At 74.1% G+C, this 19385-nt stretch carries 16 protein-coding genes and 1 pseudogene; 9 read left to right on the forward strand and 8 right to left on the reverse strand.

Translation table 11 applies throughout. The features are described from left to right. Nucleotides 1–135 precede the first annotated feature (135 nt). Nucleotides 136–1146 (forward strand): LLM class F420-dependent oxidoreductase, encoded by a 1011-nt coding sequence (locus tag AC067U_RS07165; RefSeq protein WP_478828633.1) that lies wholly within the window; start codon nucleotides 136–138, stop codon nucleotides 1144–1146. Between the two features lie 83 nt (nucleotides 1147–1229). On the opposite strand, the gene AC067U_RS07170 is transcribed toward AC067U_RS07165, so the two are convergent. The 4 genes from AC067U_RS07170 to AC067U_RS07185 form a co-directional block, all read right to left on the reverse strand. Next, the gene (locus tag AC067U_RS07170; RefSeq protein WP_478828634.1) at nucleotides 1230–1919 is read right to left on the reverse strand and encodes a hypothetical protein; all 690 of its coding nucleotides are present in this window, start codon (nucleotides 1917–1919) and stop codon (nucleotides 1230–1232) included. Between the two features lie 220 nt (nucleotides 1920–2139). Next, the gene (locus tag AC067U_RS07175) at nucleotides 2140–3222 is read right to left on the reverse strand and encodes a prenyltransferase/squalene oxidase repeat-containing protein (protein ID WP_478828635.1); all 1083 of its coding nucleotides are present in this window, start codon (nucleotides 3220–3222) and stop codon (nucleotides 2140–2142) included. Beyond that, on the reverse strand, nucleotides 3219–3968 hold the full coding sequence (locus AC067U_RS07180; RefSeq protein WP_478828636.1) for a class I SAM-dependent methyltransferase: 750 nt from the start codon (nucleotides 3966–3968) through the stop codon (nucleotides 3219–3221). Before AC067U_RS07180 ends, AC067U_RS07175 begins: the two co-directional genes overlap by 4 nt. Before the next feature lie 97 nt (nucleotides 3969–4065). Continuing rightward, nucleotides 4066–5400 carry a glycosyltransferase family 4 protein gene (locus AC067U_RS07185; RefSeq protein ID WP_478828637.1) on the reverse strand — a complete coding sequence of 445 codons (1335 nt, stop codon included), beginning with the start codon at nucleotides 5398–5400 and terminating at the stop codon, nucleotides 4066–4068. 246 nt (nucleotides 5401–5646) lie between these two features. Here AC067U_RS07185 and AC067U_RS07190 point away from each other — a divergent pair, with 246 nt between their 5' ends. Further along, complete coding sequence (locus tag AC067U_RS07190) at nucleotides 5647–6336, forward strand: TetR family transcriptional regulator (protein ID WP_478828638.1); 690 nt, start codon at nucleotides 5647–5649, stop codon at nucleotides 6334–6336. A gap of 4 nt (nucleotides 6337–6340) precedes the next feature. Here the strand turns inward: AC067U_RS07190 and AC067U_RS07195 are convergent, their stop codons facing one another. From AC067U_RS07195 to AC067U_RS07205, 3 genes are all read right to left on the reverse strand, one after another. Continuing rightward, nucleotides 6341–6952: a hypothetical protein gene (locus AC067U_RS07195; protein ID WP_478828639.1), complete on the reverse strand. Its 612-nt coding sequence runs from the start codon at nucleotides 6950–6952 to the stop codon at nucleotides 6341–6343. Nucleotides 6953–7045: 93 nt separating this feature from the next. Continuing rightward, nucleotides 7046–7279, reverse strand: a complete 234-nt coding sequence (locus AC067U_RS07200) for a ferredoxin (RefSeq protein WP_478828640.1) — start codon at nucleotides 7277–7279, stop codon at nucleotides 7046–7048. Further along, complete coding sequence (locus AC067U_RS07205; RefSeq protein ID WP_478828641.1) at nucleotides 7279–8781, reverse strand: aldehyde dehydrogenase; 1503 nt, start codon at nucleotides 8779–8781, stop codon at nucleotides 7279–7281. Before AC067U_RS07205 ends, AC067U_RS07200 begins: the two co-directional genes overlap by 1 nt. A gap of 223 nt (nucleotides 8782–9004) precedes the next feature. Here AC067U_RS07205 and AC067U_RS07210 point away from each other — a divergent pair, with 223 nt between their 5' ends. The 7 genes and pseudogenes from AC067U_RS07210 to AC067U_RS07240 all read left to right on the forward strand — a co-directional run bounded on the left by AC067U_RS07210 (nucleotide 9005) and on the right by AC067U_RS07240 (nucleotide 17521). Then, on the forward strand, nucleotides 9005–10105 hold the full coding sequence (locus AC067U_RS07210; RefSeq protein WP_478828642.1) for an MBL fold metallo-hydrolase: 1101 nt from the start codon (nucleotides 9005–9007) through the stop codon (nucleotides 10103–10105). Between the two features lie 311 nt (nucleotides 10106–10416). Then, entirely contained in the window at nucleotides 10417–11703 is a 1287-nt protein-coding gene (locus tag AC067U_RS07215; protein ID WP_478828643.1) for a prenyltransferase/squalene oxidase repeat-containing protein, read from the forward strand. Beyond that, nucleotides 11700–12386: an SCO2322 family protein gene (locus AC067U_RS07220; RefSeq protein WP_478828644.1), complete on the forward strand. Its 687-nt coding sequence runs from the start codon at nucleotides 11700–11702 to the stop codon at nucleotides 12384–12386. Before AC067U_RS07215 ends, AC067U_RS07220 begins: the two co-directional genes overlap by 4 nt. Before the next feature lie 479 nt (nucleotides 12387–12865). Beyond that, nucleotides 12866–13969, forward strand: a pseudogene (locus AC067U_RS07225) (energy-coupling factor transporter transmembrane protein EcfT); the annotation flags it as partial. A 3-nt stretch (nucleotides 13970–13972) separates the two neighbouring features. Then, a complete protein-coding gene (locus tag AC067U_RS07230) occupies nucleotides 13973–15919 on the forward strand; it encodes an ABC transporter ATP-binding protein (protein ID WP_478828645.1) in 1947 nt (648 codons plus the stop codon). After that, complete coding sequence (locus AC067U_RS07235; RefSeq protein ID WP_478828646.1) at nucleotides 15916–16842, forward strand: ECF transporter S component; 927 nt, start codon at nucleotides 15916–15918, stop codon at nucleotides 16840–16842. The genes AC067U_RS07230 and AC067U_RS07235 overlap by 4 nt, the downstream gene beginning before the upstream one ends. 274 nt (nucleotides 16843–17116) lie before the next feature. Beyond that, nucleotides 17117–17521, forward strand: coding sequence for an aggregation-promoting factor C-terminal-like domain-containing protein (locus AC067U_RS07240; RefSeq protein ID WP_478828647.1), 405 nt, complete (start codon nucleotides 17117–17119; stop codon nucleotides 17519–17521). Between the two features lie 431 nt (nucleotides 17522–17952). Here the strand turns inward: AC067U_RS07240 and AC067U_RS07245 are convergent, their stop codons facing one another. Further along, on the reverse strand, nucleotides 17953–19122 hold the full coding sequence (locus AC067U_RS07245) for a steroid 3-ketoacyl-CoA thiolase (protein WP_478828648.1): 1170 nt from the start codon (nucleotides 19120–19122) through the stop codon (nucleotides 17953–17955). Nucleotides 19123–19385: the final 263 nt, after the last annotated feature.

Raw genomic sequence — 19385 nt, forward strand, 5'->3', positions numbered from 1 at the left:
GAATGAGTCTTCGGGCCGCCACTTGGGGAGGGCTTCGGCGAAGATTTCGCGAAGATCCGACGAACGCCCCAGGAAGGTCCGGCACAGGTTCCGCGCAGATTCGGGCACTTCACCAAGGGGAGGGGACGGACGTCCATGCGCCTCGGACTCGCACTCGGCTACTGGGGCCGCGGCCCCACCCCCGGCCACCTCGACCTCGCCGTCGAGGCCGAGCGCCTCGGCTACCACTCCGTCTGGACGGCGGAGGCCTGGGGTTCGGACGCCTTCACCCCGCTCACCTGGATCGCCGCCCACACCTCCCGGATCCGGCTCGGCACCGCCATCGCGCAGATGGCCGCCCGCAGCCCCACCGCCACCGCCATGCAGGCCCTGACCCTGGACCACCTCTCCGGGGGGCGGATGACGCTCGGGCTGGGCCTGTCCGGGCCGCAGGTGGTCGAGGGCTGGTACGGCCGCCCGTTCCCCGCCAGTCCGCTCACCGCGACCCGCGAGTACGTCGAGGTCATCCGGCAGGTGCTGCGGCGCGAGGCGCCCGTCTCCCTCGACGGCCGCTTCCACACCCACCCCTACACCGGGCCGGACGGCACCGGTCTGGGCAAGGCCCTCAAGCCGATCACCCATCCGCTCCGCCCGGACCTGCCGGTCCTGCTCGGCGCGGAGGGTCCGAAGAACATCGCCCAGACCACCAAGATCGCGGACGGCTGGCTGCCGCTCTACTGGTCGCCCAGCCGGACCGACGTCTATCAGGCCTCGCTGGCGGACCTCCCCGACGGCTTCGTGATCGCGCCGATGGCCCGCGCCAAGGTGTGCGACGACGTCGCCGAGGGCCTGTTCCCGGTGAAGGCGATGCTGGGCTTCTACATCGGCGGAATGGGCCACGCGGCCCGCAACTTCCACGCCGACCTGATGGCGCGCATGGGGTACGAGGCGGAGGCCCGCCGCATCCAGGAGCTGTTCCTGGCCGGACGCAAGGAGGAGGCGGTCCTGGCCGTCCCCGACGCGTTCGCCGACGAGATCTCCCTGGTCGGCCCGCGCGAGCGGATCGCCGAGCGGCTGGAGCTCTGGCGCACGGGCCCGGTGACGGACCTGCTGGTCACGGCACCGGACCCGCACACCCTCCGGGTCCTGGCGGAACTCAACGGCTGACCGGCGGCCGGACGGGCCGGTCCGGAGGGCACGGCCCCGCCGCCGGCGCGGGACCGGACGGGGGCCGGCCCCGCCCGGGCGGGTCAGCCGCCCAGCTGGGACAGGCTGGGGACCTGATCGGTGACCGGCGCGCCCGCGCTCTTGCCCGCGTCCTTCACCCCGGTGATGACGTTCTCGAAGGAGCTGATGTCGGCATCACCGGCCTGGCCCTTGCGCAGCTTCGTGGCCAGGTTCTTGAGGGACTCGACGCCCGCCGTCAGCGGGGCCACCGCCTTGGACAGCAACGGGTCGCCCTGCGCGTTCTTGATCGCCGCCTTCAGCCGGTTGTACGCGAACGCGCCCGCGAGGCCCGCCTTGACGAGCGCGAAGGTGCGCCCCTTGGCGCCCTTCTGGAACTTGCCCGCCCGGTAGGGCTTCACGATCCACTGGTACGTCGCCCCGGCCGCGAGACCGGCGTTGGCCACGAAGCGCGCCTTCGCGAACTTCTGCCGCTCCGCGGAGGTGGTGGGCGTGGGCGTGGGATCGGTCTGGCCGGGCGCCGCCGCCCCGGCCAGTGCGGCCACCCGCGCGAGCGCGGCCTGCACCTGCACGGCCTCGACCGGTTCCGCATACCCCGCCGCGGGGACGGACAGGGACATTTCGCCGCCCTGGCCCCTGACCCCGTCCCAGCCCCCGATCGCGCTGCCGCATCCGGTGGTTCCGGCGAGCAGCGCGGAGGACAGCGTCAGCGCCGTCAGACCGCGGCGGAGTCGGATGGTCCTGCGGTTCGACATGGACACGGTTTCCTCCAGGGGAGTGAGGTGTGTCCCCCGCAGGGTCGCCCGGCCGTCCGGACCCTGCCACTCGGACCACCCGTCCGGCCTCCCCCGGTGGCGCGGGACCGGACCGACCCGCATCATCCGCCCCGCGCCTGCTCCCGGCGCGGGGTTGCGGCACGACCCGAAGGGTGCGGTACCGCGCGCGGACCGGGGCCCGGCCCCCGGGAGACGCCCCCTACACGCAGCAGGAGGGATCCAGCCCCACCGGCAGCCGCTCGCCCCCGAAGACCGCCGTCGTCGCCTCGTCGCCGCCCAGCGCCGCCACGGCGAGGAGCAGCGAGCCCGCCGTCCAGGCGGTCTTCTCGACCGGCCAGACCGCCCGGTCCTCGAAGACGTAGCCCGTCCAGTACATGCCGTCCTCGTCCCGCAGGTGCGCGATCGACCGGAGGATCTCCAGCGCCCGGTCCGACTCCCCCATCGCCCACAGGGTGAGGGCCAGTTCGCAGCTCTCGCCGCCGGTCACCCACGGGTTGGGCAGCACGCAGCGCACGCCCAGCCCGGGCACGACGAACTCCTCCCAGCGCTCCTCGATGCGCGCCTTGGCCTCGGCGCCGGTGAGCGCCCCGCCGAGGACCGGGTAGTACCAGTCCATGGAGTAGCGGTCCTTGTCGAGGAACCGCTCGGGGTGCCGGCGTATCGCGTGGCCGAGGGCACCGGCCGCCAGCTCCCAGTCGGGCTGCGGCTCCTCGCGGTGTTCGGCGATCGCCAGGGCGCAGCGCAGGGCCTGGTGGATGGAGGAGGAGCCGGTGAGCAGGGCGTCGGTGACGACCGTGCCGTCGGCCTCGCGCTTCCAGCCGATCTCGCCCCCGGGCTGCTGGAGGGCCAGGACGAACTCGACGGCCGCGTAGACGGCCGGCCACATCCGGTCCAGGAAGGTGTCGTCGCCGGTGGCCAGGTAGTGGTGCCAGACGCCGACGGCGATGTAGGCGGTGAAGTTGGACTCCTTGCCGGAGTCCTGCGGCCGGGCGGTGTCCACCCCGTCGGGGCGGTCGGCGTAGGCCGCGTACCAGGAGCCGTCCGGGTTCTGGTGCCGGACCAGCCAGGCGTAGGCCCGTTCGGCCGCCTCGTGCTCGCCGGCGGCGTCCAGGGCCATGGCGGCCTCGGTGTGGTCCCACGGGTCCAGGTGGTGTCCGCGGAACCACGGGATGGCTCCGTCCTCGCGCTGCACGGCGAGGATGCCGGCCACCGTGTCGGCGGCCTGGCCGACCGTCAGAACGCCCGGCAGGACCAGGTGTTCGGTGCGGCGGGGGGTACTCACCGGCCCTCCGCCGGGGCCGCAGCGGCGACCGGGAGATGGGGCTTGGTGGCGTAGGCGACGAAGCTCTTGCCGATGAGCGGGTTCAGCGCCTGCTCGGCGAGGCGGGTGGCGAGGGGCTTCTTCATGATGTCCCAGACCAGCAGCTTGTGGTACGCGCGGACCGGCAGGGCCTTGTCGTTGTCCACGCCGAAGGCGCACTTGAGCCACCAGTACGGGGAGTGCAGGCCGTGCGCGTGGTGGGTGCCGTAGGGCTTGAGGCCGGCGGCCTTCATCTTGCCGAGCAGCTCGTCGGCCCGGTAGATGCGGATGTGGCCGCCCTCGACCTCGTGGTAGGCGTCGGAGAGCGCCCAGCAGATCTTCTCCGGCCCGTACCGGGGCACGGTGATCGCGATGCGGCCGCCCGGCTTGAGCACGCGCACCATCTCGGCGAGCACGCCCTTGTCGTCCGGGATGTGCTCCATGACCTCGGAGATGATGACGACGTCGAAGGAGTCGTCGGGGAAGGGCAGCGCGAGGGCGTCACCTTCCATCGCGGTGGCGGTGGCCCCGGCCGGGGCCTCGCCGGCCTCCTTCATCGCCGCGAACCACTTGGCGACCTCGCGGATCTCCTCGCCGTTGCGGTCGAGCGCGACCACCTGGGCGCCGCGCCGGTAGCACTCGAAGGCGTGCCGGCCTGCGCCGCAGCCCAGATCGAGCACACGGTCACCGGGGGCGAGCGGGAACCGGGAGAAATCGACGGTCAGCACGAGGTCCTGCCTTCGCGGTCGAGGGGGTGGGGCGGGTGGTGATGGTGTGGGTGAAGGTGCGGGTGAAGCGGGCGGGTGGCTCTTCACGTCGTACGGATCACCGGGTGCCGCGGGCGGTACGGGTGCCGGGGGCGGTACGGGCGCTGCGGGCGATCGCGGCACGGTAGTGCGCGACGGTGCCCTCCGCGGCCTTGGCCCAGGTGAACCGGGACAGCACCCGGTCCCGGCCGGCCGCGCCGAGCCGGGCGCGCAGTTCCGCGTCGCCCAGCAGCCGGCCGAGCGCGGCGGCGAGGGCGTCCGCGTCGCCGGGCGGCACGGCCAGGCAGGTCTCCCCGTCCGCTCCGGCGACCTCGGGGATGGCGCCGCCGGTGGTGGCGACCAGCGGGGTGCCGGTGGCCATGGCCTCGGCGGCGGGCAGCGAGAAGCCCTCGTAGAGGCTGGGCACGCAGGAGACCTGGGCGCTGCGGACCAGGTCCACGAGTTCGCGGTCGGTGATGCCCTTGACGAACTCCACGGCGTCCGCGAGTCCGTGGGTCTCCATGGCGCGGGCGACCGGTCCGCGCTCGGGGCGCTTGCCGACCACGACGAGGTGGGCGTCGGGCCGTTCGGTGCGCAGTTTGGCGAGGGCCTCGACGAGGTGGACGAGGCCCTTGAGCGGTACGTCGGCGCTGGAGGTGGTGACGATCCGGCCGGGGACCTCGGCGACCGACGGGTCCGGGGACCACAGGTCGGTGTCGGCGCCGATGTGCACGACGTGGATGCGGTCCTCGCGCACGCCGAGGTCCTCGATGATCTCCTCCCGGGAGGAGCCGGAGACGGTGAGGACGGACGGCAGGCGGCGGGCGACCCGCTTCTGCATGCGGGTGAAGCCGTACCAGCGGCGGACGGAGGCGCGCTTGACGCGGCCCTTGGCGGCGGCGAGGTCCAGCCTGCGGTCCACCGTGATGGGGTGGTGGATGGTGGTGACCAGCGGGGCCCCGAGGCCGGCCAGCAGGCCGTAGCCGAGGGTCTGGTTGTCGTGGACGACGTCGAACTCGCCCGCGCGGGCGGCCAGGTGCCGTCGGGCGCGGAGGGAGAAGGTGAGCGGTTCGGGGAACCCGCCGGTCCACATGGTCCCGACCTCCAGGAGGTCGATCCAGTCGCGGTACTCGCCGCGCCGCGGGGTGCGGAACGGGTCGGGCTGGCGGTAGAGGTCCAGGCTGGGCAGTTCGGTGAGCGTGGCGCCCTCGTCGAGCACGGGATACGGCTGGGCGCCGATCACCTCGACGGAGTGGCCCAGCTTGACCAGTTCGCGCGAGAGGTGGCGGACGTACACGCCCTGGCCGCCGCAGAACGGGTTTCCTTTATAGGTGAGGAGCGCGATGCGCAGCGGACGGTCGCCGTCGGCGGCGGTACCCGCGAAAGGGCTCGTCACCATGGCCTCAGCGGTCACTCTCGGCCCCCTTCATCCCTGCACTTTCGCCGGAGCGTAACCGCTCGGATAATGTAGAACAAGTTTCAGACTTGATCCGTCAAGGAGATTGAATCTACCGGTCGGAAACCACACCGTAAGAGGCGGAGCAGGTGATTCGCGCCACGGCGTCCGCTGCTGAGATGCTGGCTCCCGGCCCAGTCCGGAACAGCGCGAATTGAACCACCTGAACCACTCGGAACGGCTCGGAACGGGACAACGGGACATATGACAGCGGAAGCCAAGGGCGTCGGCACTCCGGGCATCACTCCGGCTTCCCCGCCGCTGACGGAGCGCCAGGAGGCGCGCCGCCGCCGGATCCTGCACGCGAGCGCGCAGCTCGCCAGCCGCGGCGGGTTCGACGCGGTGCAGATGCGGGAGGTCGCCGAGTCCTCCAGCGTCGCCCTCGGCACGCTGTACCGCTATTTCCCGTCGAAGGTGCACCTGCTGGTCGCCACGATGCAGGACCAGCTCCAGCACATGCACGCGACCCTGCGGAAGCGCCCGCCGGCCGCCGAGGAGCCGTCGGCCCGGGTGGCGGAGACCCTGATGCGGGCGTTCCGCGCGCTGCAGCGCGAGCCGCACCTGGCCGACGCGATGGTCCGCGCGCTGACCTTCGCGGACCGCAGCGTGAGCCCCGAGGTGGACACCGTCTCCCGGCTGACCACGGCGATCATCCTGGACGCGATGGGGCTGGACGCCCCGCCGACCGCGGAACAGCTCTCCGCGGTCCGGGTGATCGAGCACACCTGGCACTCGGCACTGATCACCTGGCTGTCCGGCCGCGCGTCCATCGCCCAGGTGAAGATCGACATCGAGACGGTGTGCCGCCTGATCGACCTGACGGCGCCGCCGGCGGCCGCCCCCGCGCCGGCCGCGCCGGCCGCGCCCCGGTCCCGGGAAAAGTCCGGTTCCTGACTCCTCAGGAGTCCTGCTCCAGCAGCTCGAAGTCCTCGTCCGAGAACCGCGCCACGCAGGCGTCCTCGGTCGCCATCAGGCTCACCAGTGTCATGGTGCCCCCGATGCTGTTGTAGCCGGAGATCAAGGTCCACCCCCGTTTCTTCATGGTCTGCCGGATGATGACCCCGTCGCGGTCCCGCCCCGTCAGCACCTCGGGCTCGTGGGCGGGCTGCCATCCGCCGCGCCGGAGCTCCGCGAGCGCCGCGTCGTGCGGGGCCCGCAGGGGCTCCCCTCCCTTCCCGGAACCGACGTGCTGGTAGGCCGCGGTGCACGGCCGCATACGGGCCAGTACCGCGTCCTTCTCGGACGCCGGCCGCCCGGACGGTGGCGCCGGCGGCTCGGCCGGCGGCCCGGCAGGCAGCCCGGCGGCGGACACCGCCCCGGTGATGTCGGCCTGGACGGCCTCGCGGTCGAACGGCCGGGAAGGCGGGACCGAGACCGGCGGTGCCGTCGGGGCGACCCCTGCGGAGGAGGCGGCCGGTCTGCCCGCCTCCGGCGGGCGGGCCTCGCCACACCCGGCCAGCAGCACCATCCCGGCGGTCAGCAGGACCGCCCCCCTGACCGTTCCACGCATGGATCCCCCCGGTTCACGGCGCCGCCGGACAGGTTCGTGCAACGGTCGCGCCAGGAGTGTCACACGCCGCCCGGGCGCAGGGGGCCGGGTTTTCTACTCCTCCGGCGGGAACACCGGCTCGCCGGAGCCCAACAGGGTGATCATGATGGCTTCGACGGGGCAGCCCTCCGCCGCCGCCAGCACACCCTCGTTCGCGTCCGTCTCCGCCGACGCGGGGTGGGACTGACGGGCCGAGTCCAGCGTGAACCCTTCCGGGGCGTGGTTCACGCACATGCCGGAGCCGATGCAGACGCCCCGGTCCACCTCCACGTGCCAGCGGTCACCCATCAGGCACCGGCTCCGGCGTCCGGCCCGGCCGCCGCCGCCGCCGCCGGGGGCGCGTACCCCGCCGGCAGGTGGATCATCTTGTGCTCCAGGTACTCGCTCAGGCCCTCCGGCCCGAACTCCCGCCCCAGTCCGCTGTTCTTGTAGCCGCCGAACGGCCCGAGCATGTCCAGGCTGAAGGTGTTCACGTTGTACGTGCCCGTGCGGATCCGCCGCGCGAAGTCGATGCCCCGCTCCACGTCACCCGTCCACACGCTGCCGCTCAGCCCGAAGTCGGAGTCGTTGGCGATCCGCGCCGCCTCCTCCTCGTCCCCGTACGGCATCAGGCAGACGACCGGGCCGAAGATCTCCTCACGGGCGATCCGCATGGAGTTGTCCACCCCGCCGAACAGCGTCGGCTCCACGTACCAGCCGCGCTCCAGCCCGGCCGGCACCCCGCCGCCGGCGAGCACCTTCGCGCCCTCCTCCTGCCCGATCGCGATGTAGTCGAGCGAGCGCTTCTGCTGCCGCTGCGCGACCAGCGGGCCGATGTGCGTGGCCGGGTCCAGCGGGTCGCCGACCACCTGGGCACGGACCGCCGCCACCAGCGCCTCGGCCACCTCGTCGTAGCGGCTGCGGGGCGCCAGGATGCGGGTCTGCGCCACGCAGGCCTGCCCGTTGTTCATCCAGGCCGACTGGATCAGGCCGGGGACGGCCGCGGCGAGGTCGGCGTCCGGCAGCACCACGGCCGCGGACTTGCCGCCCAGCTCCAGCGTGACCCGGGTCAGGTTGCGCGCCGCGACCTCCATGACCCGCTTGCCGGCCGCGACCGAGCCGGTGAAGGACACCTTGTCCACGCCGGGGTGCCCGACCAGGTACTCGCTGACCTCGCGGTCCGCCGGGAGGATCGACAGCACGCCCTCCGGCAGCCCCGCCTCGCGGGCGATGTCGGCCAGGATGTAGGAGTCCAGCGGGGACTCCGGGGACGGCTTGAGGATCACGGTCGAGCCGCTCAGCAGGGCCGGCGCCAGCTTGGCCGCCGCCACGAACTGCGGCACGTTCCACGGGATCACCGCCGCGACCACACCCACCGGCTCCCGCCGGACCAGGATCGGCCCCAGCGCCCCGGCGCGGTACTCCTCGTACGGGAAGTCGCGGGCCACCGTGATCGCCGCGTCGTAGACCATCATCGGGCCGAGCGCCTGGGCGAGCACGCTCCAGGAGTACGGAGAGCCGTTCTGCGAGCTGATCGCGCGGGCGATCTCCTCGTGCCGCACGGCGATGGCGTCCTTGATACGGGTGACCACCGCGACCCGCTCCTCCAGCGGGAGGCGGGGCCACGGCCCCTCGTCGAAGGCGCGCCGCGCGGCGGCGACGGCCCGGTCCACGTCCTCCCGGGAGGCGTGCGGGACGCGGCCGATGACCTGCTCGGTGTGCGGGGAGACCACCTCGATGGTGCCGCCGCCCAGCGGATCCGCCCACTCCCCGCCGATGAACAGCTTTCCGTGTTCCACGAGCTCGGTCATGGCTGATGCCTCCTGCGCTGCCTGCGACGCCCACCCTGACGATGTTTCAGAACGTGCAGAACTGATACCAGTTCTAGTTCCAGGAGTCCACGCCCAGGACAGAAGTGCGACGGGAGATCCAATACGGCGCCAACAGGTGCGCGAGATGGTCGACTTGGGCTACTACTGATGACTGGAACAAGTTCTCGTGGCCATACGAGACGGAAACCGGATGGGGGACCCCATGTCAGAGGTGTCAGCGGTGCCGGAAGCGTCGGAGACTCCCCGGTCGACCGCTCCCCAGGTGACCGACCACGGCGGCGGGGTCCACTCCCTGAAGGTCCCCATCCCCGACAACCCCCTGGGCCACACCCTCGTCCACGTCCTCGACACCGACCGCGGCCCGGTCCTCGTCGACACCGGCTGGGACGATCCCGCTTCCTGGGACGCCCTGACCGCCGGCCTCACCGCCCTCGGCATCCCCGTCTCCGACGTCCACGGCGTGGTCATCACCCACCACCACCCCGACCACCACGGCCTCTCCGGCCACGTCCGCGAGGCCTCCGGCTGCTGGATCGCCATGCACCCCGCCGACACCGAGGTCGTCCAGCGCACCCGCGCCGCCGAACCGGGCACCTGGCTCGACTACCTCGCCGACAAGCTCGCCGCCGCCGGCGCCCCCGAGGACCACCTCGCCCCGCTGCGCGCCGCCCGCGAGGCGGGCAGGATGCGCACCCTGCCCGGACTCCGCGCCGCGATCCCCGACCGGGACATCGTCCCGGGCGAACTGCTGCCACTGGCCGGCCGCCGGCTCCGCGCGATCTGGACCCCCGGCCACACCCCCGGCCACGTCTGCCTGCACCTGGAGGAGGAACACCCGGCGAACCTGCCCGGCAGCGGCCGCCTCTTCTCCGGCGACCACCTCCTCCCCGGCATCTCCCCGCACATCGGCCTCTACGAGGCCCCCGACGAGAACGGGGTCACCCGGGTCACCGACCCCCTCGGCGACTACCTCGACTCCCTGGAACGGATCGGCCGGCTCGCCCCGGCCGAGGTGCTCCCCGCCCACCAGCACGCCTTCACCGACGCCCCGCAGCGCGTGCGGACCCTCCTCGCCCACCACGAGGACCGCCTGGCCGGCCTGCACCGGCTGCTGAGCGCCGAACCGCTCACCCCCTGGGCCCTGGCCGAGCGGATGGAGTGGAACCGCCCCTGGGAGCAGATCCCGTACGGCTCCCGCAACATCGCGGTCTCGGAGGCGGAGGCCCACCTGCGGCGGCTGGTGAAGCTGGGCCGCGCGGAGGCCGTCCCCGGCTCGTCCCCGGTGACGTACCGGGCGGTGTGAGCGGTCACGGGGAGGCGGTGCAAGGCCGGCCAGGGAAGTGACGTACCGAACGGTATGAGGGGGCGGAGCCGCCCGGAGGCGGGCCGGTAGAGTGGGCGGGTCGTCAACACTTCCGTTCGGGGGGAAGCCGGTGCGAATCCGGCGCTGACCCGCAGCCGTGAACCCGCCCCGCCCGCCGGGCGCCGGGAAGCCGGAATGCCCCGTGCCGGAAGGGTGGCCGGCACCGTCGAGGTCAACGGAGCCGGAGCACGCGGCGCCCGTCCGGGCGCGCCTGCCTCCCGCTCCCCAGCAGAAGAGGCACCCGCCCCGCCATGAACATCCGCCGCAGCGCAGCCACGCTCGCCGCCTCCACCGCGCTGTGCGCGGCCGCCGCCTCCACCGCCCTCGCCGCGCCGTCCCCCTCACCGTCCCCGGTGGTCGTCCCCTCCGGTCTCTACGGCACCGCCGACCCGACCTACGACGGCGTCTTCCGCCAGTCGCTGGCCTTCGTCGCGCAGGACGTCGCCGGGGTGAAGCCGGCGCCTCAGGCGGTGGACTGGCTGACCGGCCAGCAGTGCGCGAACGGCGCCTTCGCCGCGTTCCGCCCGGACCCCGCCAAGGCCTGTGACGCCTCGACCGTGCTCGACACCAACGCCACGGCGGCGGCCGTGCAGGCGCTGGCCGCGCTCGGCGGGCACGAGGCGCAGGTGAAGAAGGCGGCGGACTGGCTGAAGTCCGTCCAGAACGAGAACGGCGGCTGGAGCTACAGCCCCGGCGGCGCGATGGACATGGGCACGGACGCCAACTCCACCGGCATCGTGGTCGGCGCGCTGGCCGCGGCCGGCGAGAAGCCGGCCGAGCTCAAGTCGAAGGCGGGCAAGACCCCCTACGACGCGCTGCGCGGCCTGCAGCTCGCGTGCGCGGAGGAGGGCTTCTCCAAGGACGCGGACCTCGGCGCGTTCGCGTTCCAGCCGGACAAGGCGGGCAAGCTGATCGCCAACGCGGACGCGACCGCCGCGGCCGTGCTGGGCGTACTGGGCAAGGGCATGGTCGTGGCGCCCCCGGGCGCCGACCAGCCGGTCGCCCCGAACCCGGTCGCCTGCGCGGCGGGCGGCGCGAAGGACCCGGCACAGGCGGCCGCGGGCGGCGCGGGCCAGCTGAGCCGGACCATGGCCGCCTCCGGCGACCACCTGATGTCGGCGATGCCCGGCGCCACCGACCAGCCCGACTTCGGCAACACCGCCGACGCGGTGGTCGCGCTGGCCGCAGCGGGCCACAAGGCGGCCGCGGCGAAGCCCCTGTCATGGCTGCAGCAGAACGGCGCCGCCTGGGCGAAGACGGCCGGCCCGGCCGCGTACGCCCAGCTGGTCCTGGCCGCCCAGGCGGGCGGCGCCGACCCGCGCGCCTTCGGCGGCACCGACCTGGTGGCGGCCCTGAACGACCAGGGCCCGGCCCCGGCGGCGACCCCGACGAAGGCCACCGGCGGCATGCCGACGGAGAAGGAAGAAGGGGACAACGACTCGAACTCGGCGCTGTGGTGGACGGTCGGCGCCGGTGCGGCCGCCGGTATCGGCATCGGCATCCTGCTGAGCGGCCGCCGCAAGAAGCAGCAGCCGTGAAGCGGGTGACCGCCGCCGCGTCCCTGCTGCTCGCCGCGGTGCTCGCCGTCCTCGTCGCCGCGCCCGCCCATGCCGCGGGATACCGCTACTGGTCGTTCTGGGACGGCGCGGCGGACGGCGGATGGTCGTACGCGACGCTGGGGCCCTCGACGGCCCGCCCGGCGGACGGCTCGGTGCAGGGCTTCCGCTTCGTGGTGAGCAGGGACGCCTCCGCGGAGGTCGCCAAACCCCGGGCGGCGGCGGAGTTCGCCGCGATCTGCGGGGCGACTCCGGTCGCCGCCGGCAAGAAGCGGGTCGCCGTGGTCGTGGACTTCGGCCTCCCGGCGGACGCCCCCTCGGGCGAGAACCCGCCCCAGGCCGAACCGCGCACCGCCTGCGCCCTGCTGGACCCGGCGGGCACCGCGGCGGAGGCCCTGGCCTCGGTCGCGAAGCCCCTCCGCTACGACAGCGCCGCCCTGCTGTGCGCGATCTCCGGCTACCCCCGCCAGGGCTGCGGCGAACAGGTCGCGAACGCCCCGTCGAAGACCACGGCCCAGTCCCCCGCACCGGCTTCGGCGTCGGCTTCGGCGGACCTGACGGATGACTCCGGCTCCGGTCCTTCCGCCGGCCTCCTCGCCGGTATCGCCGCGATCCTCGCCCTGGGCGCGGCAGCCATCTGGCAGTCCCGCCGCCGCACCCGATGACACCCCCGCACGACCCGACGCCCGCCGCCGGCCACGAGGGACCCGGGGACGGGCCGGACACGGCCCCGTCGGCCGACCACCGGCCCGCGGCCGCCGACAGCAGCGACCGGCCCTCGCCGGCCCAGGCCGACCCCGGGCCTGCGGTCGTCGACGCCGATGACCGGCCGGAGCCGTCCCCGGCCGCGGACACGGCCGCCCCCGACCCGGCCGGGGACGGGCCAGGCACGGCCGCGTCTGCCGACCACCGGCCCGCGGCCACCGACGGCGCGGCACCACCCACCGGGGCCACCCGCACCCGACCTGCGACCTGCACGGGTGGTGCGGATGGGAACACAGCCGGGCCGCAGGCCGGGCACGGCGAAGCCGCCCCCGGCGCACCCGGGGCCCCGGCCCCACCGGCACCCCGCAGGCCGGCCGCCCCACGGGCGACCGCGCAAGGGGCCGCGTACCGACCGGCGCGCCCCGACCAGCGGAGCCAGAGGCGGAGCTGGGGAGCCCCGGAGGCGACCCGCGCCAACTCCCTGCACGCCGGAGCCTGGTGGCTGTGGGCACTCGGCCTCGCCACCGCCGCCTCCCGCACCACCAACCCCCTCCTCCTCGGCCTGATCGTCGCCGTCGCCGGCTACGTCGTCGCCGCCCGCCGCGAGACCACCGCGCCCTGGGCCCGCTCCTACGCGGCCTTCATCAAGCTGGGCCTGTTCGTGCTCGCCCTCCGCCTCGCCTTCTCCGTGCTCCTCGGCTCCCCGATCCCCGGCACGCACGTCCTCTTCACCCTGCCCGAGGTCCCGCTGCCCGCCTGGGCACAGGGCATCCGCTTCGGCGGCCGGGTCACCGCCGAGCAGCTGGTCTTCGCCTTCTACGACGGTGCCAAGCTGGCCGCCCTCCTCGTCTGCATCGGCGCTGCCAACTCCCTCGCCAACCCGGCCCGTCTGCTCAAGTCCCTCCCGGCCGCGCTCTACGAGGCCGGGGTCGCCGTCGTCGTCGCCATGACCTTCGCGCCGAACATGGTCGCGGACGTCGCCCGCCTCCGCCGCGCCCGCCGGCTGCGCGGCCGCCCCACCGGCGGCGTGCGGGCCATCGCCCAGATCGGCCTGCCCGTCCTGGAGGGCGCGCTGGAACGCTCCGTGGCCGTCGCCGCCTCCATGGACGCCCGCGGCTACGGCCGCACCGCCGCGGTCCCGCCCGCCGTGCGCCGCACCACCGCCGTCCTCACCCTCGGCGGCCTGGTCGGCATCTGCGCCGGCACGTACGGGCTGCTCGCCGCCGCGGGCGCCGCGTACGGCCTGCCGGTGCTGCTCGGCGGGCTCGCGCTGGCCCTGGCCGGACTCCGGCTCGGCGGCCGGCGCAGCGTCCGCACCCGCTACCGGCCCGACCGCTGGGGCCCGCGGTCCTGGCTGGTCGCGGGCTCGGGCGCGGCCGTCGCCGCCCTGATGATCCAGGCGGCGGCCGCCGACCCGGCCGCCCTGAAGCCGGGCGTGGTGCCGCTGCTCGCCCCGGGACTTCCGCTCTGGCCCGCGGCCGCCGTCCTCATCGGCCTGCTCCCCGCCTTCGTGGCGCCCGTACCGCCGAAGGAGGCGTCGTAACCCGTGATCCGCTTCGAGCAGGTCTCCCTGTGCTACGACGGCGCGCCCGAGCCCGCGCTCCGGAACGCCGACCTGACGATCCCGGAAGGCGAGCTGACCCTGCTCGTCGGCCCCTCGGGGGTCGGCAAGTCCACCCTCCTCGGCGCGGTCTCCGGCCTGGTCCCGCACTTCACCGGCGGCACCCTGCGCGGCCGGGTCACCGTCGCGGGGCGGGACACCCGCACCCACCGGCCGCGTGAGCTCGCGGACGTGGTGGGCACCGTCGGCCAGGACCCGCAGGCCCACTTCGTCACCGACACCGTCGAGGACGAACTCGCGTACGGCATGGAGTCGCTGGGGCTGGCACCCGCCGTCATGCGCCGCCGGGTGGAGGAGACCCTGGACCTGCTGGGCCTGGGCGAACTCCGCGACCGGCCGCTCAGCACCCTCTCGGGCGGGCAGCAGCAGCGCGTGGCGATCGGCTCGGTGCTGACCACGCACCCGAAGGTGCTGGTGCTGGACGAGCCCACGTCCGCGCTGGACCCGGCGGCCGCGGAGGAGGTCCTGGCGGTCCTCCAGCGGCTGGTGCACGACCTGGGCACCACGGTGCTGATGGCGGAACACCGCCTGGAGCGCGTGGTCCAGTACGCCGACCGGCTCCTGCTCCTGGAAGCGCCCGGCGCGACGCCGGTCCTCGGCACCCCCGCGGACATCATGGCGATCTCCCCCGTCCACCCCCCGGTGGTCGCCCTCGGCCGCCTGGCCGGCTGGCACCCCCTCCCCCTCTCCGTCCGCGACGCCCGCCGCCAGGCCCCCACCCTCCACGACCGCCTTCCGGCAACTCCGCCCCCGGCGGCCCGCGCGGCCTTCGGACGCACCGTCCCGGCCACCCCCACGGCGCCCGGGGGCGCAGCCCCTGCCGGGTGCGGGGCGGCGCCCGGGCACGACGGGCCCGGGGGCGCAGCCCCGGCGGGGCACGGGGCCGAGCCCCGGGACACGGCGTCTTGGGGCGGAGCCCCAAGTTTCGGGAAGGGGCGGGGTGGGGCGATCCTCCGCCGGCTCCGGCGCACCCTGGCCGCGCCCCCGCAGCCACGGCCCGGCCCCACCCCGCTCGCCGCAGCGGAATCGCTGACCGTTCGCCGCGGCCGCACCGAAACCCTCCGCGCCGTCGACCTGACCGTCGCGCCGGGCGAGACCATCGCCCTGATGGGCCGCAACGGCGCCGGGAAGTCCACCCTCCTCGCCACGCTGGTCGGCATGCTCGCACCCGCCTCGGGGTCCCTCACCGTCGGCGGCGCCACCCCCCACCGCACCCCGCCCCGCGCCATGGTGCGGCGCGTCGGCCTCGTCCCCCAGGACCCCCGCGACCTCCTCTACGCCGACACCGTCGCGGCGGAGTGCGCGGCGGCCGACGCCGACGCCGGCGCCGCTCCCGGCACCTGCCGGGCCCTGGTGTCCGCGCTGCTCCCGGACGTCGCGGACGACACCCACCCCCGCGACCTCTCCGAGGGCCAGCGCCTCGCCCTCGCCCTCGCGCTGGTGCTGACCGGCCGGCCCGCCCTCCTGCTGCTCGACGAGCCGACCCGTGGCCTGGACTACGCCGCGAAGGCCCGGCTGATCGAGCTGCTGCGGGACCTCGCGGCCGACGGCCACGCCATCGTGCTCGCCACGCACGACGTGGAGCTCGCCGCCGAACTCGCACACCGCGTGGTCATCCTCGCCGGGGGCGAGATCGTGGCGGACGGTCCGACGGCCGAGGTCGTGGTCTCCTCCCCCGCCTTCTCCCCACAGGTCGCGAAGATCCTCGCACCGGCTCCCTGGCTCACGGTGTCGCAGGTCGCCGAGGCCCTGCCCGACACACCCGCCCCGGACGACGCCGCGGACCCCGTCCCCCGCCCCGGCCGCACCTACCGCAGCGGCCCGGCCCAGGCCCCGGGCCGCCGGCCGGCCACGGGAGCGGCCGACCTGTGAGCCGCACCCCTCTCACCCGCCGTACGTCCCGCACCGCACGGGTCGCACGCACCTCCCGCCCCGTCCCGATCGGCCCGCGCGCCGCCGTCGCCCTCGCCCTGGTCACCCTCATCGGCATCGCCGCCTTCGGCTGGCCGCTCCTCGCCTCCGGGCAGTCCGGCCTGGCGCACTCCCAGGACGCCCCCTGGCTGTTCGCCGCGCTGTTGCCGCTCCTCGTGGCCGTGGTGGTCGCGACCATCGCCGACGACGGCATGGACGCCAAGGCCGTGGCCATGCTCGGGGTCCTCGCCGCGGTCGGCGCCGCCCTGCGCCCGCTCGGTGCGGGCACCGCCGGGCTGGAGCCCATGTTCTTCCTGATGGTGTTGAGCGGGCGGGTCCTCGGCCCCGGCTTCGGGTTCGTCCTGGGCGCCGTCACCATGTTCGCGTCCGCCCTGCTCACCGGCGGGGTGGGCCCGTGGATGCCGTTCCAGATGCTCTCCCTGGGCTGGTTCGCGCTGGGCGCGGGCCTGCTGCCCGGCCGGGGCCGGCTCCGCGGCCGCGCCGAGCTGTGCCTGCTGGCGGCGTACGGGTTCCTCGCCTCGTTCGGGTACGGCCTGGTGATGAACCTGCAGGGCTGGGTGTTCTACCGGTACGCCGAGAGCATCTCCTTCCAGGCCGGCGACCCGCTGCCGGAGAACCTCGCCCGGTTCGTCGCCTACTACCTCGCCACCTCCCTCGGCTGGGACCTGGGCCGGGCCGTGCTGACCGCCGTACTGACCCTCCTCCTCGGCGCCACCGTGCTGCGGGCACTCCGCCGGGCGACTCGGAAAGCGGCGTTCGACGCCTCCGCCACCTTCGAAACCGGGGGCGAAGTGGCCCAGGACACACCCCCAAAACAGGTACAACCAACCACAGAAGGTGAGATTCAGGCCCCTACCCGGTGAGGCGCCCCACAGGACCCAGGTCACATACGACCCGGGACAGTAGCCCCGACGGGCACCCTTCCGCCGCATGACCGGGCCCTTCCGCACCTCCCACTACCCCCGCTCGTAGACGGGGGTCGTTGCCAGCCCGTCGGCGGCCTGGCTAACTGGTTCTCGTCGCCACGGCGGCCGGGTCGACCGCCCGCCGCAGACGAACCCCTCTCCTCCGCGTGAGTGGCTCACGCATGTCTTCGGCATGCACGCGACTTCCCTGTTCCCGACGAAAGGCCCTCCCTTGAACATCTCCGCCATCCGCCGCATCGCCGCTTCCAAGAAGACCCTTGCGGGCACCGTGGTCGGCCTCGCCGCCGCCGGTTCCCTGCTCGCCTCGGTTCCGGCGCAGGCCGCTCCCGGTGGCGCCAAGGCGATCGCCCAGCAGATGATCAAGGACCCGGCCCAGTTCGCCGCCTTCAGCAAGATCGTCGAGCACGAGAGCGGCTGGAACCCCTCCGCCACCAACGCCTCCTCCGGCGCCTACGGCCTGATGCAGGCCCTGCCGGCCTCGAAGATGGCCTCGGCCGGCGCCGACTGGAAGACCAACCCGGCCACCCAGATCAAGTGGGGCCTGGACTACATGAACTCCCGCTACGGCTCCCCCGTCGGCGCCTGGAACTTCTGGCAGGCCAACCACTGGTACTAAGCCGATGGCAGCTCCGCGCACACGGCGCGACAGCACCGGCAGTACCGGCGGCAGCACCAGCGGCAGCCGTACCAGCAGCACCACCAGCACCGCCAGCACCACCGCACGACGTGACGGCACACGGCCGGTAGGCGCCCGACGCGACCGCCCGCCGCACGCAGACACCCGACGCGACGGCAGAGGGCCAGTCCGCGCACAGCGCGACGGCACACCGCGCGTCGGAGAACGGCGCGACGGCGCCGACCCGGACGCACGCGAAGGCCCCGGTTGACCGACCTCCCCAGGTCCGGCCACCGGGGCCTTCCGCATCCCATCCCACAGGGTCCTTGGGCCGGCGGCGCCCCTGCGCACCCGCCGGCACCGCGCCCGCCAGGGGCGCGGCCTCACGCGCTCACGCGCTCACACAGTCGCGCGCTCACGCATTCACGGCGTCAGAGCCGCTGGATGATCGTGCCGGTGGCGAGCGCACCGCCGGCACACATCGTGATCAGCGCGAACTCCTTGTCACGCCGTTCCAGCTCGTGCAGGGCGGTGGTGATCAGGCGGGCGCCGGTGGCCCCCACCGGATGCCCCAGCGCGATCGCCCCGCCGTTGACGTTCACCTTCTCCAGGTCCTGGTCGAAGACCTTGGCCCAGCTCAGCACCACCGAGGCGAACGCCTCGTTGATCTCGACCAGGTCGATGTCCTTCAGCGACATGCCGGCCTTGCCGAGCACCGCCCGGGTCGCGTCGATCGGCCCGTCCAGGTGGTAGTGCGGATCCGCTCCGACCAGGGTCTGCGCGACGATCCGGGCCCGCGGTTTCAGCTTCAGCGCACGGGCCATCTTGCGCGAGGCCCACATCACGGCGGCCGCGCCGTCGGATATCTGGGAGGAGTTCCCGGCGGTGTGCACGGCCGTCGGCATGACCGGCTTGAGCCGGGCCAGCGCCTCCATCGACGTGTCGCGCAGGCCCTCGTCCCGGTCCACCAGCCGCCACATGCCCTGACCGGCATGCTGCTCCTCCTCCGTGGTCGGCACCTGCACGGCGAAGGTCTCCCGCTTGAACCGCTCCTCCGACCACGCCACGGCCGCCCGCTCCTGCGAGAGCAGACCGAGCCGGTCCACGTCCTCCCTGGTCAGTCCGCGGTTGCGGGCGATGCGCTCGGCCGCCTCGAACTGGTTCGGCAGGTCCACGTTCCACTCGTCCGGGAAGGGCTTGCCCGGGCCGTGCTTGGACCCGGAGCCGAGCGGCACCCGGCTCATGGCCTCGACCCCGCAGGCGATGCCGATGTCCATGACCCCGCCGGAGATCATGTTGGCGACCATGTGGTTGGCCTGCTGGCTGGATCCGCACTGGCAGTCCACGGTGGTCGCGGCGGTCTCGTACGGCAGGCCCATCGCGAGCCAGGCGGTCCGGGCGGGATTCATGGACTGTTCGCCGGCGTGCGTGACGGTACCGCCGACGATCTGCTCGACGCAGTCGGGCTGGATGCCCGTACGGGCGAGCAGCTCGCGGTAGGTCTCGCCCAGCAGGTAGGCGGGGTGGAGGTTGGCGAGCGCGCCGCCGCGCTTGCCGATGGGGGTGCGTACGGCTTCGACGATGACGGGTTCCGCGGCCATGAGCTCGTCCTCTCCTGCACTTGCTGCACAGCGGGCCGTCCCGGCGCCCCGCTGACCTGACCTGACCTGACCTGAACCGAACCGAACCAGACCGGATCGAACCAGCACGCGACGCCGGCTACCCGAGGTAACTAGTACGCGTTCTAGTTCTCTCCGCAGTCTTAGTGGCCATCAGCCCTGTCACGCAAGGGTCTTGCACGCCTTGTGCACCGTATCCACACGCGGCGCCGCGCAACAGTTGCTGCCGCGACCCTTGCCACTTC

The sequence above is a fragment of the Streptomyces sp. NPDC043853 genome (genome assembly GCF_056436025.1).

Excerpts from the sequence above, each read along its gene's own strand:
- AC067U_RS07165 (WP_478828633.1), top strand. The coding sequence starts at position 136 with ATGCGCCTCGGACTCGCACTCGGCTACTGGGGCCGCGGCCCCACCCCC.
- AC067U_RS07170 (WP_478828634.1), bottom strand. The coding sequence starts at position 1,919 with ATGTCGAACCGCAGGACCATCCGACTCCGCCGCGGTCTGACGGCGCTG.
- AC067U_RS07205 (WP_478828641.1), bottom strand. The coding sequence starts at position 8,781 with ATGACCGAGCTCGTGGAACACGGAAAGCTGTTCATCGGCGGGGAGTGG.
- AC067U_RS07190 (WP_478828638.1), top strand. The coding sequence starts at position 5,647 with ATGACAGCGGAAGCCAAGGGCGTCGGCACTCCGGGCATCACTCCGGCT.
- AC067U_RS07195 (WP_478828639.1), bottom strand. The coding sequence starts at position 6,952 with ATGCGTGGAACGGTCAGGGGGGCGGTCCTGCTGACCGCCGGGATGGTG.
- AC067U_RS07200 (WP_478828640.1), bottom strand. The coding sequence starts at position 7,279 with ATGGGTGACCGCTGGCACGTGGAGGTGGACCGGGGCGTCTGCATCGGC.
- AC067U_RS07245 (WP_478828648.1), bottom strand. The coding sequence starts at position 19,122 with ATGGCCGCGGAACCCGTCATCGTCGAAGCCGTACGCACCCCCATCGGC.
- AC067U_RS07210 (WP_478828642.1), top strand. The coding sequence starts at position 9,005 with ATGTCAGAGGTGTCAGCGGTGCCGGAAGCGTCGGAGACTCCCCGGTCG.
- AC067U_RS07215 (WP_478828643.1), top strand. The coding sequence starts at position 10,417 with ATGAACATCCGCCGCAGCGCAGCCACGCTCGCCGCCTCCACCGCGCTG.